Below are 12,549 nucleotides of genomic sequence, written 5' to 3' on the forward strand. Positions count from 1 at the left end.
TTGAGGAAGGTGAGGACGATGAACAGGAATGAAGGGAACGGGATACGGGAGCGACTGCTCGCCGCGATCCCACTGACAGATAAGATCCGGCAGCTCAATGGCGTATCCACCGCGGTGCTGGAGGGCGGCGACGGCCCGCCGATCGTGCTGTTGCACGGCCACGGAGAGTTCGCGGCGGTCTGGCTCCGGGTGGTACCCGAACTCTTGAAGACGCATCATCTGGTCATACCGGATCTGCCCGGGCAGGGCGCGTCGGAATACACGGACGGAGGCCAGCTCGATGCGGAGGGCGTGCTCCAATGGCTCGATCAGCTCATCGATGCGACGTGCGATTCCGCGCCCGTGTTGGCCGGCCACCTGCTGGGCGGTGCTATCGCTGCCCGGTACGCTGCCGATCACGGCCATCGCCTCGCTCATCTGGTGCTCGTGGATACCATGGGCCTGGCCTGGTACCGGCCCGCGCCGAGGTTCGCCATCCCCATGGTGGGCTTCATGGCCCGGCCCTCCGCCAAGAGCAGGGACCGGCTCTTTGACCAATGCTTCCTGGATCGGGAGCAGCTCCGGCAGCGGATCGGCGACAGTTGGGAGCCGCTGATGGACTACGCCCTCGATCGGGTCCGAACGCCGAGCGTGCAGTCGGCAGTGCGCCGGCAGATCACGGGCTTGGGCATGCGGCCGATCCCGCCGGCGGACCTGGCCAGGATCGACGTTCCGACCACGCTGATCCACGGGCGTTACGACCTGCAAGTGCGTCTCAAGACTGCTGAAGAGGCGGCGGCCCGTTATGGGTGGGCGTTGCACGTGATTGACGACTGCCGCGACGATCCCGCCGCCGAACAGCCTGAAGCCTTCATCCATGCCATGCGCGCCGCGCTGGAACCTGCATAACAACTACCACCAGAACAACGACGACGCCGGCGCTCACCAAAGCGGTGAGCGCCGGCCTTCGCCGTTGCTAAGCCTCGACGGCGGAGCTCAGCCGGCATGGATGGCGGGACGGCGGTCCGGGTCCGGCTCGTTCTCGCGGATGATCTCGCGGACCACCGGCGCGGTGTCGCCCTGGCCGAGCAGCAGGTAGCGCATCAGGTGGGTGAGCGGATTGCCTTCCGACCATTCGAAGTAGGCGTGCGGCCGCACCCCGGTGGCATCGCGCAGCGCCAGCAGGATGGCGGCGATGGCGTTCGGTGCGGCGGGGCTCTTCACGCGCAGGATGCGATGGCCGCCCACATCGGTGCCGCGGACGTGGAGCGCGTCGCTGAAGCTTGACGGGTCGCTGACCTCGATCTCCAGGAACAGCACGTCTGCGCTTCCCGGCACCGGGTTGATGCTGCGCTGGGCGGCTTCCTTCGTGGCGTACTCCTGCTCGGTGGCCACGTGCGGCTTGTGCGCGATCAGATTCAGCCGGTTATCGTGCACCAGCGAATCCGTGATGAACCGCCGGGCCGTTTCATCGAACTCGATCCGGTCGGCCCGCAGCTCGGTGGTCCGGGTGACCCGGGAAACGAGCGACACCGCGATGATGCCGCCGATGAAGAACGCGGAGATCATCAGGCCGTCCGGCTTTTCAATAATGTTGGCTACCAGGGCATACATCAGGACCGCGGACAGCACCGTAAAAGCCAGCCCCGCCCGTCTTTGCCGCCGTCGTACGGTGGAAATAGCGACGGCGACCGATGCCGAGACCATCATGGCCAAAATCCCCGTGGCGTAGGCGCCGGCCTGGGCATTGACATCGGCGTTGAACGCGATAGTGATCAGGATGCTGACGCCGGTGTAGACCAGGACCACCGGCCGCACCGCGCGGCTCCACTCGGGAGCCATGCCATAGGAGGGCAGGTAGCGCGGGACGATGTTGATCAGGCCGGCCATGGCGGAGGCGCCGGCGAACCACAGGATCAGGATGCTGCTGATGTCGTACGCGGTGCCGAAGCCGTCGCCGAACCGCTCGTGCGCCAGATAGGCCAGGGCGCGGCCGTTGGCCTCGCCGCCCTCCGCGAAGGCGTCGGCGGGGATCAGCAGGGTGGTGACGAAGCTGCTACCCAGCAGGTACACGCTCATGATGACGGCGGCGGCCGTGAGGAGTTTGCGGGTGTTGCGGACGCGGGAGGCAAGCCGCTCCCCGGGAGTCCGGCCCTTCGCCGCGACCAGCGGCATCATGCTGACGCCGGTTTCGAAGCCGGAGAGCCCCAGGACCAGCAGCGGAAAGGCCAGCAGCGCGGGCAGCACCAAGCCGCCGAGGCCGCCCGGAGCGGTGGTGAGGGCATCCGTCCAGCCGGCGAGCACGCCCGGCGTCGTGAAGATCTCGAGCACGCCGGCGCCGATAATGACGGCGTTGAGCCCCAGGAAGACGGCCACCAGCGGGATCGCCACGGCCACGGCCTCGGTGAAGCCGAGCAGGAACACCCCGCCGAGGATGAGCAGCAGGACAATCGTCACGGGGACGGCGTGGCCGCGGAGCACCTCGGGCGCGTACGGGTTTTCGAGCAGGTGGACCGTCGCGTCGGCCGAGGATAGCGTGATGGTGATGATCCACGAGGTGGCGACGAAGCCCAGCAGGATCAGCACAAAGATCTTGCCCCGCCAGAACGGCAGCAGGTGCTCGAGCATCGCCACCGAGCCCTGCCCGTGCGGGCTCGCCTTCGCCACCCGGCGGTACATCGGGAGCATGCCGAGCAGCGTCAGGGCCACGATCAGCAGCGTGGCCAGCGGCGAGAGCACGCCGGCGGCCAGCGCGGCGATCGCCGGCAGGTAGGACAGTGTGGAGAAGTAGTCCACGCCGGTCAGGCACATGACCTTCCACCACGGCTGCTGGGTGCCGTGGGTTTCCGGACCCGCCGGCCCGACCGGGTGGACAACGTGCGCCGTCAGCCAGCGGGAAACGCCGTGGGCGGGCTTGTGCTGCGGACCCGGCCGGGGAACGCTGGCGGGGATGGAGTACTGAGTGGAAGTGGCCACTGTGATGCCTCTTTCTGGTCCGGATCCGGTGGGGATCCGGGGCAAAAGCCTACAACTGTACAACGCCGAAAAGGCCGGAATTCCGTGTTCCAGGGCGTTAAGAAATCATCAAAAATACGACGGCGCCACGGCGCTGAGCGCGGCTGACGACAGCGGGTGGCCGGTCAGGCAGAATGGGCGCATGACGGACATCGTGCCGGAGCGCGAATGCGTGCTCGTCGGGCTCAGCGGCGGCCCCGAGGGGCAGGCGCTTCTCCGCCGGGCGGCACGGCTCGTGGCGGGGAGGGCCGACGGCGAACTGCACGCCGTCCACGTCCGCGCGACGGGCAGGGCCGGAACGGAATCGCCCAAGGAACTGGACCTGCAGCGCAAGCTGGTCACGGAGCTCGGCGGCACCTACCACACGGTCGGCGGCGGCGATCCGGCGCAGACCCTGCTCGACTTTGCCCGCAGCATCAACGCCACCCAGATTGTGGTGGGAGTGCCCCGCGGCATGTTCAGCCGGGGGACCGGCGCCAGACTCGTCCGGGCTGCCGGTGACATCGACGTGCATTTGGTGGCACAGGAGCATGGTGGCAGCTACAGACCGGCCCGCCGGCCGAATGATCTGGGCCGGCTGCGGCTGGTCGCAGGCTTTGTTCTGGCCGTGTTCCTGCCGCCGGCCCTGCAGTACCTGCTGGGGCATTGGCCGCATGACCATTTCGCCACCGATCTGCTCATCCAGTTGACCGGTACCATCGCCGTGGCGCTGCTGGGCGGACTTTGGCCCGCCGTCACCACCGCGGTCCTGAGCAGCCTGATCGTGAACTACTTCGCCGTCCAGCCCGTGGGCAGCATGGACATCCGGGATCCGGAGAACATCCTCACGCTGCTGGTGTTCCTCGCCGTCGCGGTGTCGGTATCGCTCGTCGTCGGGCTTTCGGCGCGGCGCAGCCGGGAGGCCTCCGCGGCCGGGGCCGAGGCGGCGGCGCTGGGGGAGTTGAGCCGCAACGCGGTGGCCACCCAGGAGAGCGTGCCCGAGTTCCTCGAGCGCGTCCGCGAACATTTCCAGAGCGACGGCGCGGGGCTTTACGTCCGCAAAGATAACGACGGCGAACCGGACGCCTGGCACCCGGTGCACAGCGCCGGCATCGTGCCTTCGAAACTGCAGGACGCCGACAACCTGGAACGCATGGACGCCACCCGGACCCTCGCACTGACCGGGCGGATCCTCAACCAGCGCGAGCGGCGGCTGCTGACCGCGTTCGGCGCCCACCTGCTGGCCATGCTGCAGCGCGACCAGCTGATGGCAAGCCGCCGCGACGTGCAGCGTCTGGCGGAGGGAAACCAGATGCGCACCTCCATCCTGCGGGCGGTCTCGCACGATCTGCGCACCCCGCTGGCGGGCATCAAGCTGGCGGTCAGCAGCCTGCGCCAGGACGCCGTCCAGTTCCCGCCCGAGGAAGAAGCGGAACTGCTCGCCACCATCGAGGACTACACGGACCGGCTGGACTCGCTGGTGGGCAACCTGCTGGACATGTCGCGGATCACCGGGGACTCGATGGCGCCGTTGATCCGCCCTGTCCATTGGCAGGACGCCGTCGCGGACGCCCTGCGCGGACTGCCGGCCGAGCACGTGCTGGTCGACCTGCCGGACAACATGCCGCCCGTCGACGCGGACCAGGGCATGCTCGAGCGCGTCATCGCCAACATAGTGGAGAACGCGCTGAAGTATGCTCGCGGCTCGGACGTTCGGATTACCGGCCTGATCGGCGGCATGGGCAGCGCCACTGTCGACGGCCGCCCGGCCAGCGAACTGCGGATTATCGACGCCGGACAGGGCGTGCCGGCGGAACAAGTGATCAGCATGTTCCGGCCGTTCCAACGGCTCGACGACGCGCCCGCCGGCACCGGGATCGGGCTCGGCCTGGCCGTGGCCAAGGGTTTCACCGAGGCCATGGGCGGCAGGCTGCTGGCCGAGCACACGCCCGGCGGCGGGCTGACCATGGTTATCCAGCTGCCGCTCTCGACCGGGGTCTGACCAGTCGCAGCTTGCCCAGGCGTTGGAAATACGTAAAGAACTGGCCCGGTGCCGTCAGGAAACCATCAACACCGGACTTTGAGGGAGTTCTACGGCGTTGACTTGAAGGGACGGGGAATGCGCAGGACGGGGGACTACCTCATCCGGCAAGGCAGCCCGTCCGAACAGATGGAGTTCTCGTGATGGAAGCGGAGTTGTGGCAGATCCTGTTGGTGCTGGCCGTGGGCGGGACGGCGCTGGTTCTCCTGTTCCGTTCGCTGCTCCGGTCAGGCACATGGTGGCGCTGAGCGATGCGGCGCTGAGCAGTTGGCTGCGCTGAGGGCGGCAAAACCGCTGCTGCCCTGACAGAATGGGCCCAGCACAGCGTCCGGCCGGCACGGCAGAAGGAGCCCCATGACCAACGTGCTCATCGTCGACGACGAGCCGCAGATCCTTCGCGCCCTGCAGATCAACCTCAACGCGCGGGGCTATCAGACACTCCCCGCGGCAGACGGCGCCTCTGCCCTGGACCAAGCGGCCAAGCATGCCGTCGACGTCGTAATTCTGGATCTTGGGCTGCCGGATATGGATGGCATCGACGTCATCCGCGGGCTGCGCGGCTGGACGGACGTGCCGATCATCATTCTCTCCGCGCGGCATGCCTCGGACGAGAAGGTGGACGCCCTGGACGCCGGGGCCGATGACTATGTCACCAAGCCCTTCGACCTGAATGAGTTGCTGGCCCGCGTGCGCGCCGCCACGCGCCGGGTGGGAGGGGCGCCGGAGAGTCCCACCGTGGAGACCGCGGATTTCGAGATCAGCCTGATCGATAAGCGCGTCACCCGCAACGGAGAGGCGGTCCGGCTGACGCCGATCGAGTGGAACATTCTGGAACTGCTTGCGCGGAATCCCGGCAAGCTGATCTCCCAGCAGCAGGTCCTGACCCATGTTTGGGGACCTGCCTACACTAAGGAAACCCAGTACCTGCGGGTCTATATCGCGCAGCTGCGCCGCAAACTCGAACCGGATCCGGCAAAACCGCGCTACCTGCTCACCGAAGCAGGAATGGGCTACCGCTTCGAACCGGGCACTATCTGACCCGCGACCTGACGCGGGACCGCTGGCTACTCGCCTCCGCCGCCCCCACCGGAGTCGCAGGAGGAGCTGCCGGAATCGTAGAAGCCGAGCCCGCCAATGGTGCCTGCCCCGTATGCTCCGGGTCCCACCCAACCGGCATCGGCGCGGCGCTCTGCCCGGACACGCCTGGCTGCCACGCGGTCAGCGCGGGTTGACATTAGCAGCCACACGACGGCGGCCACTACGAGGACGATCATGATGATGGCGAACTCCATGTGAGACTCCTGTCGTTGGCCTCAGCGTAGGGGCTGAGCAACCGGTAGACAACGGTCATGCGTCATTGAAGCTGACGTCGGACTGCATCCGTGCCAGGAAAGGTGCTGGATCCCGGCAAACGGACCATTAGGTCCGGGCGCGCAGGGCGGACCACGGGTCCAGGGCGTAATAAGTCTGCCGCTGGTAGACCAGCGGCGGGGCGGTCGAGCCGCCATCGAGAATCTCCAGGACCTGGGCGGCCAGAACGACGCCGGTTCCGGCGGGCATCCGGTCAAGGGTCTTGCCGCGGAGCACTGCGCCGACGCCGCGGATGATCGGTTCGCCGGTCGGCGCGGTGTACCAGTCCATGTTGAACCCGAAGCGGTGCGAACCGGGCCGCGCGAATAGTTCCGCGAGCCCGCGGTTGGCCGTAGTGAGCAGATGGACGGCAAGCGTTTCGCCGGTCAGCAGTGCAGCTCCGGATTCGCTTCTGGGCATGATGGAAAGCGCAAGCACCGGAGGTTCCGCAGATACGGAGATCACGGAAGACGCGGTAATTCCCGCCGGCCCGTCCGGTCCGGCAGCGGTGACGATCGCTACCCCTGAGGGATGGCCGGCAAACGCGGCGCGGAAGGCGGCGGCGAGGCCCGGACGCTGGGCGTCCGGCGGCAGGGGCACCATCGTTGCTCCTTCCTGTTCAGGGACCGACGGTCGAAAGCCCTTACCGCCCATGCTAGGACGGCAAAGTTCGCCGCGCCAGAGAACGCCGACCGACAGCCGCCGGTTGCCGAAGTCGAATAAGTAGCGCCATAGTCGCCATCTTCGGCGACGATTGAATAACAGCGCCGGCCGTTTCGACGTCGGCGCGAAGCCGCTTTTGCTGAAGGAGAACTGCGTGTGCCCTACATCGGAAAGATCCGGCCCGGAGCCGGCCTCCGGAGCGGCCAGGACCGACACCGGAAGAGACAAGCGGCCACGCGCCGGGAAGCGGCTGCTGCAGTTGGTGCAACGCCCCGAATTCGTCACCGACCTGCTGCAAATCCTCAAGGGCGTTATCGCGGCGACGGGTGCCTGGTGGCTCGCGGTGATGGTCTTGAAATCTCCCCTACCGTTCCTGGCTCCCTGGACGGCGCTGTTGACCGTGCATGCCACGGTGTATCGGTCGCTGTCCCGCGGGGTGCAAATGACCGTTGCCTCCGCAGCCGGCGTTGGGCTCTCGTTTTTCATTGGCAACTACCTTGGCGTCAGTATATGGACCTTTGCCCTGGCACTGTTCGTCGGTCTGGCCGTAGCCCGCGTTCGGTATATCCGCGACGAGGGAGTCGCGGTCGCAACCACGGCGATTTTCGTGCTCGGCAGTGGTTTCTCCAGCCAGGAACCGTTGCTGCTCAATCGATTGGTCGAGGTTGGTGTGGGAGCTGCGGTGGGTATCGCAGTCAATATACTGATCGTCCCCCCGCTGCGGGAGCAGCAGGCCGCCCGGCACGTCGACAGCATCAACCGCCGCATGGGTAGCGTCCTGGTCAACATTGCGGACGAATTTTCCGACTCGTGGGACACTGGCAAGGCCGAGGCGTGGTTCAGCGAAATCGAAACGATGACCGAGGAGTTGCAGTCTGCGTGGCAGTGGGTGCGGTTCGCCCGCGAAAGCCGGCGTGGCAACCCCCGTCACCACTTTCCGATGTCGAGCAAGCCATACAACCGACGACGGCGATCTGGAGACGCCGACCAAGACGTCAACTACGAGGAAATTCTTTATCGTGTTGATGAAGGAATCTCGCATCTCCGCCATCTGGCCCGTACGTTGCGCGATGCCGCCTACGCTCCCGGTGAGTGGGACACGCGGTTCCGGAGGCAGTGGGTGACTATTGTCCGCGACTCCGGCCGGGTCATCGCGGATCCTGATGCGGAAGTGGAACCTATCCGCGACCGGCTGTCAGCCCTGGCCTCAGATATGTCCGATGACGAGGATTTACCCCGCAGCGCGTGGCCAATCTACGGTTCACTCATCGCCAGCATGCGCCACATCATCGTCATCGTCGATGATGTCGCCTCCTCACGGGAGGCCCGCGAAGCCACGAGCGGAAATCAGAAGGCATAACGCCGGCAGCTTTAGGGTATTTCCTGCTCATCTCCGGGCAGGACAGGATCGGGTGATCCGCCCGGCATGGCGGGATCCGTGGGTCCGCTGGGGATACCCGGCGCAGGAGACTCAGTGGTTTCCACCACGTCCTGCGGTGTTTCCCCTGGCTCCGTGTCGTCGCATCCCGCGAGGAAAAGCGCGCTAAGGGCTACGACCGCCGAAAGCTTCTTAGCTGTTTCCTTGGCGTCCATGTTCCGCTCCTGCGATGGATCCTGAGTTCGCTTGGCCCCTATACAACAGAGTGGCAGCCTGGCCTACCCTTCACAAGGGCCACGAGCCCGTGGTCCTGGCGCTATCGCGGCATCAGCAATTTCCGAAAGAACATCGGTTTCCGTAACATGGCTAACAGGTTCTGCAGTGGGCTGGAACAACAATCTGCGGAGTCATCCCATGCCCCATAAACTGCGCCTGCTGGTCAAGCTCGACACCGAGCCAACTACCGCCACACTTGCCGTTACCGGCTGCCTTACTGAAAACAACTGTCTGGCCCTGCTGCCTATCATCCGTCGACTCAGGGCCATGGTTGATGGCATGACCATCACCGTTGATCTGAGCACTGCTAAGCATGTCGAGGCAGCCGCTGTTCGCATATTGGAGGAAACGGGACCGGAGGTCGCCGGTTACCGCGGTGGCGGCAAAGCCTTCCTGACCCTGCCGACTGTCCTTCCATCCTGTCAGCCGGTGAAATGGGATGCGTAAGCCCGAGGCCCGCGCTGTGGAAGTGACGGGCGGGCACCTTGCTCATGTGATTGCCCGCTGAGGGAAGGTCGCAAACCTGTTGGGCAGCTGTAGTCTGAAAGAGCCGGGATTCAGCGAGCGGCCCCATGCTTTGGGATGTCTTCCCTGTTCCGGGTGGTTGCAGGAGACCGATCAGGAACGGGGCTGTCATGACCGATACGCCAAACTCTGTATCCGAGGCAGGCATCCTCGAGTATCTGCAGGACCTGGTGCTTAACAGCTCCGATGTCGAGGAGTTCCTAGACGAACTCGCCCGCTTCTCAGCAGTCATGCTCTCCGTGCCCGGTGGGACGAGGTACTGCGGGATCACTTTGGTGCGGCGGAAGAGAGCCGTAACCATCGCCAGCAGCGATGGGAATGCCCGGATATTGGATGAACTGCAGAACACGTTCGGTGACGGTCCTTGCCTCACTGCCATCCGGGAGAAGGAGTGGGTACTTGTGCCGGATGTCGGCGCCGAGCGCCGCTGGCCCGAGTACATGGCCGTGTGCGCTGACCACAACGTCGGATCCATCCTCGGGATCCCGTTTGACCTCGACGGGGAAGGGGAAGCGGCATTGAACTTGTACGCCGGAACTGCGGATGCCTTTTCCGTCGATACCATCGATCGGATCGCGGAGTATGTGCGGACGGCGTCGAAGGCCTTGAACCTCTCTGTCCGCATGGCACATCTGAGCGACGCGCGGGACAACCTGAAGGCCGCAATGGAATCACGGACCACGATCGACCTGGCCATGGGAGTGATCATGGGACAAAACCACTGCAGTCAAGACGCCGCTTTCAAGATTCTCAGGAACGCTTCCAGCGCACGCAACGTCAAGCTCCGCGAGATCGCGGCCTCTATTGTCGCTACTCTCAACCAAGGCGGGAAAGCGGAAACTCGGTTCGACGAGTAAGCGGGCACCGTAATCCGAGGCCCTGCCTGGGATGCCTGGTTCCTACTCCGCGTCCCGCCGTCCTGAACGCTCATCCCCGACCGATGGCTCTTCTTCGGAGGTCGGCTGCTGCTCGTCCCGCCGATCCCCTTCGTCCCCGGCCCCTATCAGCTCATCGGAATACGGGGCACGGGGACGGGGGATGCTGTCGATGAGCTCATTTGCGGCCATGGCCAGCAGATCGCGCTGGGTTTCGGGTAGGGACAGTAAGCCCTGCAGGTAGGCTTCCAGTTCATATTCCCCGGCCGATCCGCCGAGGCTGAAGTAGTGCAACCACAGGTCCCCGGTGCTGATGCCTGCGGCCTGGACGGCGGAGCGGAGCATGGCCCGTTGTTGCGGTTCGTACGGATCAAAGCCCATCCTGCGCCACCGTTACTGGCTGGCGGCCGGCGTCCCGGCCACGAGGGAAGCGCTGAACTGCTGCAATGGGACGCGGGCTTCACGGGCCTGAAGCATCAGAGCCTGCAGTGCTTCGTCGTCGCCGATGCCATGGCGTTCCATGAGCACGCCGCACGCCCGGTTAACCAGGTCCCTGCTGTGCAGGGAAGTCTGCAGGGACCTGCTGATGCGATGGGGAAGTTCGCTGGCCTGCACATGGGCAAGCAGCGTCGCGGCCGGAGCGGCGAACCGTTCCAGCATGCGTGCAGTCGCGTCCGTGTAGGCCGAGGGGAGGGCAGCATAGACCTTCAGGGCACCGATGCATTCATTCTGTGAGATCAGCGCGGTGCTGATCACAGAGCGAATGGGCAGGGATGCCACGGCCGCGCTCCATTGCGGCCAGCGTGGTTCCGTCGCCACGTCCTGAATGATCACGGTTTCCTCGGCCGCCCATGCGGTCAGGCACGGGCCCTGGCCTAGCTGGTACTGGAGCGCATCAGCCTCTTCTACGACCCGGTCGGTGGCTCCGTTGCTGGTCCTGCGACCGCGGGAATCCAACAGCGAGACTCCTGCGCCGATGCTTCCGGGCACAGCGTCTTTGATCGCCTGGGCCAGGAGTTGCACAGCCCGGTCGACCTTCTCCGCGGTAAGCAGCAGGCCTTCGATCCTCGCGATCACCAGCGAGAGTTCATCTAGGGGAAGTTTGCGGTCCATGGGGTCCTCCGTCGGGGCTCGAGGCGAACCAGCCCCGCATCATTCCTACCCGACGGAAAGTACGGCTTGCAAAAGAGGTGCACCACTTCCAGCATACGCACATTCCGGTTCCTAAGAGGCTCTTTTCCATGATGGCAAAGCCCCCTAAAAACGATTTGGAGATGTAGGCTGAAGGCAGCCGTGGTGCAGTACGCGGCCCCAACTTCCCGGGTTCCGTCCTTAATTCCAACGCGACGGAAGCCTGCAGCTAATTAGAAACGGGGCCTTCTCATGGCCGAGGCGACGAACGAGCTATTCGATACGGGAATCACCGAGCACCTGCAGGACTTGGTGCTTCAGAGCTCGGATGTTGAGCACTTTCTGCATGAATTGGCCGCTTTTACGGCTGCGAGGCTCGGCGAGCCCGGACAGAAAATCTATTGCGGGATTACGCTTGTGCGGCGGAAGAAATCAGTCACGATCGCCAGCAGCGATGAAAATGCCCGGGTGCTGGATGACCTGCAAAACACCTTCGGGGACGGTCCGTGTCTTACCGCCATCCGGGAGAGTGAAAGCGTGCTCGTTCCGGATGTGCATACCGAGCATCGCTGGCCTGAATACATGGAAGCGTTGAAGGACCACGGCGTCAGGTCCATCCTTGGCGTCCCATTGGGCTTGGACGGCGAAGCGGGCGCAGGCCTCAACCTCTACGCCGGGTGGGCCAACGGCTTTTCCGGCGAGGCCATCAAGCGGGCAGAGAACTATGCCCTGAGGGCGTCCAAAGCATTGAATCTTGCCGTTCGAATGGCTCATCTCATCGATGCTCGGGACAATCTGAAGGCTGCCATGGAATCGCGGACCACCATAGATCTGGCCGTCGGAATTGTCATGGGGCAGAACCGCTGCAGCCAGGAAGCCGCCTTCAAGATCCTCAAGAATGCGTCCAGCACGCGTAACATCAAGCTTCGCGAAGTTGCGGCGACCATCGTCGCCTCTGTTACCGCGACCGTGAGATAGAGACTCCGTTCGACGAGTAGATCGCCGGCCGGTACCGGCTTCTTTATTGAACCGGCCGCTTCAATACTTTCTCGGGAAGGTACGGACAAGTGAACGAAGCAGACCAGCAGATATTGACCGCGGCAGTTCTGTCCGAAGTGGGCTCAGGCGTGCCTATGCTCTGGATCCATTACCTGAGCATCGGCGGAAGTGACTCCGAAGATGCGATAGCGGCGTACATCGACGGCCAGGGCGTCCTGCCCGTCAAGGAGCGTGACCTGCTCTCCCAAGCACTCAACGAACTGGTCATGGATTCTCCCTTGTCGCTCCAGGCGCCCTGCAGCGACACTCCTCTCGCATTGGAACCTGGTTCCTAGGGC

Annotated in this window: 14 protein-coding genes; 8 read left to right on the forward strand and 6 right to left on the reverse strand. The window is 64.7% G+C overall.

Annotation, left to right across the window (positions count from 1 at the left end):
* Positions 1 to 18: 18 nt before the first annotated feature.
* Positions 19 to 888 carry an alpha/beta fold hydrolase gene (locus AC20117_RS14390; protein ID WP_074699150.1) on the forward strand — a complete coding sequence of 290 codons (870 nt, stop codon included), beginning with the start codon at positions 19 to 21 and terminating at the stop codon, positions 886 to 888.
* Positions 889 to 975: 87 nt separating this feature from the next.
* On the opposite strand, the gene AC20117_RS14395 is transcribed toward AC20117_RS14390, so the two are convergent.
* On the reverse strand, positions 976 to 2,955 hold the full coding sequence (locus tag AC20117_RS14395; RefSeq protein ID WP_074699149.1) for an APC family permease: 1,980 nt from the start codon (positions 2,953 to 2,955) through the stop codon (positions 976 to 978).
* 181 nt (positions 2,956 to 3,136) lie between these two features.
* On the opposite strand from AC20117_RS14395, the gene AC20117_RS14400 reads away from it, so the two are divergent.
* Positions 3,137 to 4,975, forward strand: coding sequence for a DUF4118 domain-containing protein (locus tag AC20117_RS14400; RefSeq protein WP_074699148.1), 1,839 nt, complete (start codon positions 3,137 to 3,139; stop codon positions 4,973 to 4,975).
* 393 nt (positions 4,976 to 5,368) lie between these two features.
* Positions 5,369 to 6,052 carry a response regulator gene (locus tag AC20117_RS14405; RefSeq protein WP_074699147.1) on the forward strand — a complete coding sequence of 228 codons (684 nt, stop codon included), beginning with the start codon at positions 5,369 to 5,371 and terminating at the stop codon, positions 6,050 to 6,052.
* A 26-nt stretch (positions 6,053 to 6,078) separates the two neighbouring features.
* Here the strand turns inward: AC20117_RS14405 and AC20117_RS14410 are convergent, their stop codons facing one another.
* Together AC20117_RS14410 and AC20117_RS14415 are read right to left on the reverse strand one after the other, a co-directional pair.
* Complete coding sequence (locus AC20117_RS14410; RefSeq protein ID WP_074699146.1) at positions 6,079 to 6,306, reverse strand: hypothetical protein; 228 nt, start codon at positions 6,304 to 6,306, stop codon at positions 6,079 to 6,081.
* A gap of 127 nt (positions 6,307 to 6,433) precedes the next feature.
* The gene (locus AC20117_RS14415; RefSeq protein WP_074699145.1) at positions 6,434 to 6,967 is read right to left on the reverse strand and encodes a flavin reductase family protein; all 534 of its coding nucleotides are present in this window, start codon (positions 6,965 to 6,967) and stop codon (positions 6,434 to 6,436) included.
* A gap of 151 nt (positions 6,968 to 7,118) precedes the next feature.
* On the opposite strand from AC20117_RS14415, the gene AC20117_RS14420 reads away from it, so the two are divergent.
* On the forward strand, positions 7,119 to 8,387 hold the full coding sequence (locus tag AC20117_RS14420) for an FUSC family protein (RefSeq protein ID WP_236777314.1): 1,269 nt from the start codon (positions 7,119 to 7,121) through the stop codon (positions 8,385 to 8,387).
* A gap of 11 nt (positions 8,388 to 8,398) precedes the next feature.
* Here the strand turns inward: AC20117_RS14420 and AC20117_RS14425 are convergent, their stop codons facing one another.
* Entirely contained in the window at positions 8,399 to 8,620 is a 222-nt protein-coding gene (locus AC20117_RS14425) for a hypothetical protein (protein ID WP_074699144.1), read from the reverse strand.
* 166 nt (positions 8,621 to 8,786) lie between these two features.
* Between AC20117_RS14425 and AC20117_RS14430 the strand changes: the two genes are divergently transcribed.
* On the forward strand, positions 8,787 to 9,128 hold the full coding sequence (locus tag AC20117_RS14430) for a hypothetical protein (protein WP_139186723.1): 342 nt from the start codon (positions 8,787 to 8,789) through the stop codon (positions 9,126 to 9,128).
* Between the two features lie 188 nt (positions 9,129 to 9,316).
* Entirely contained in the window at positions 9,317 to 10,063 is a 747-nt protein-coding gene (locus AC20117_RS14435; protein ID WP_074699142.1) for a GAF and ANTAR domain-containing protein, read from the forward strand.
* 42 nt (positions 10,064 to 10,105) lie between these two features.
* On the opposite strand, the gene AC20117_RS14440 is transcribed toward AC20117_RS14435, so the two are convergent.
* Together AC20117_RS14440 and AC20117_RS14445 are read right to left on the reverse strand one after the other, a co-directional pair.
* Entirely contained in the window at positions 10,106 to 10,462 is a 357-nt protein-coding gene (locus tag AC20117_RS14440; protein ID WP_074699141.1) for a hypothetical protein, read from the reverse strand.
* A gap of 12 nt (positions 10,463 to 10,474) precedes the next feature.
* Entirely contained in the window at positions 10,475 to 11,194 is a 720-nt protein-coding gene (locus AC20117_RS14445; RefSeq protein ID WP_074699140.1) for a GAF and ANTAR domain-containing protein, read from the reverse strand.
* 270 nt (positions 11,195 to 11,464) lie between these two features.
* Here AC20117_RS14445 and AC20117_RS14450 point away from each other — a divergent pair, with 270 nt between their 5' ends.
* Both AC20117_RS14450 and AC20117_RS14455 read left to right on the forward strand, forming a co-directional pair.
* Positions 11,465 to 12,190, forward strand: a complete 726-nt coding sequence (locus tag AC20117_RS14450; protein WP_074699139.1) for a GAF and ANTAR domain-containing protein — start codon at positions 11,465 to 11,467, stop codon at positions 12,188 to 12,190.
* A gap of 89 nt (positions 12,191 to 12,279) precedes the next feature.
* Entirely contained in the window at positions 12,280 to 12,546 is a 267-nt protein-coding gene (locus AC20117_RS14455) for a hypothetical protein (protein ID WP_074699138.1), read from the forward strand.
* Positions 12,547 to 12,549 lie beyond the last annotated feature (3 nt).

Source organism: Arthrobacter crystallopoietes (assembly GCF_002849715.1).
Lineage (GTDB): Bacteria > Actinomycetota > Actinomycetes > Actinomycetales > Micrococcaceae > Crystallibacter > Crystallibacter crystallopoietes.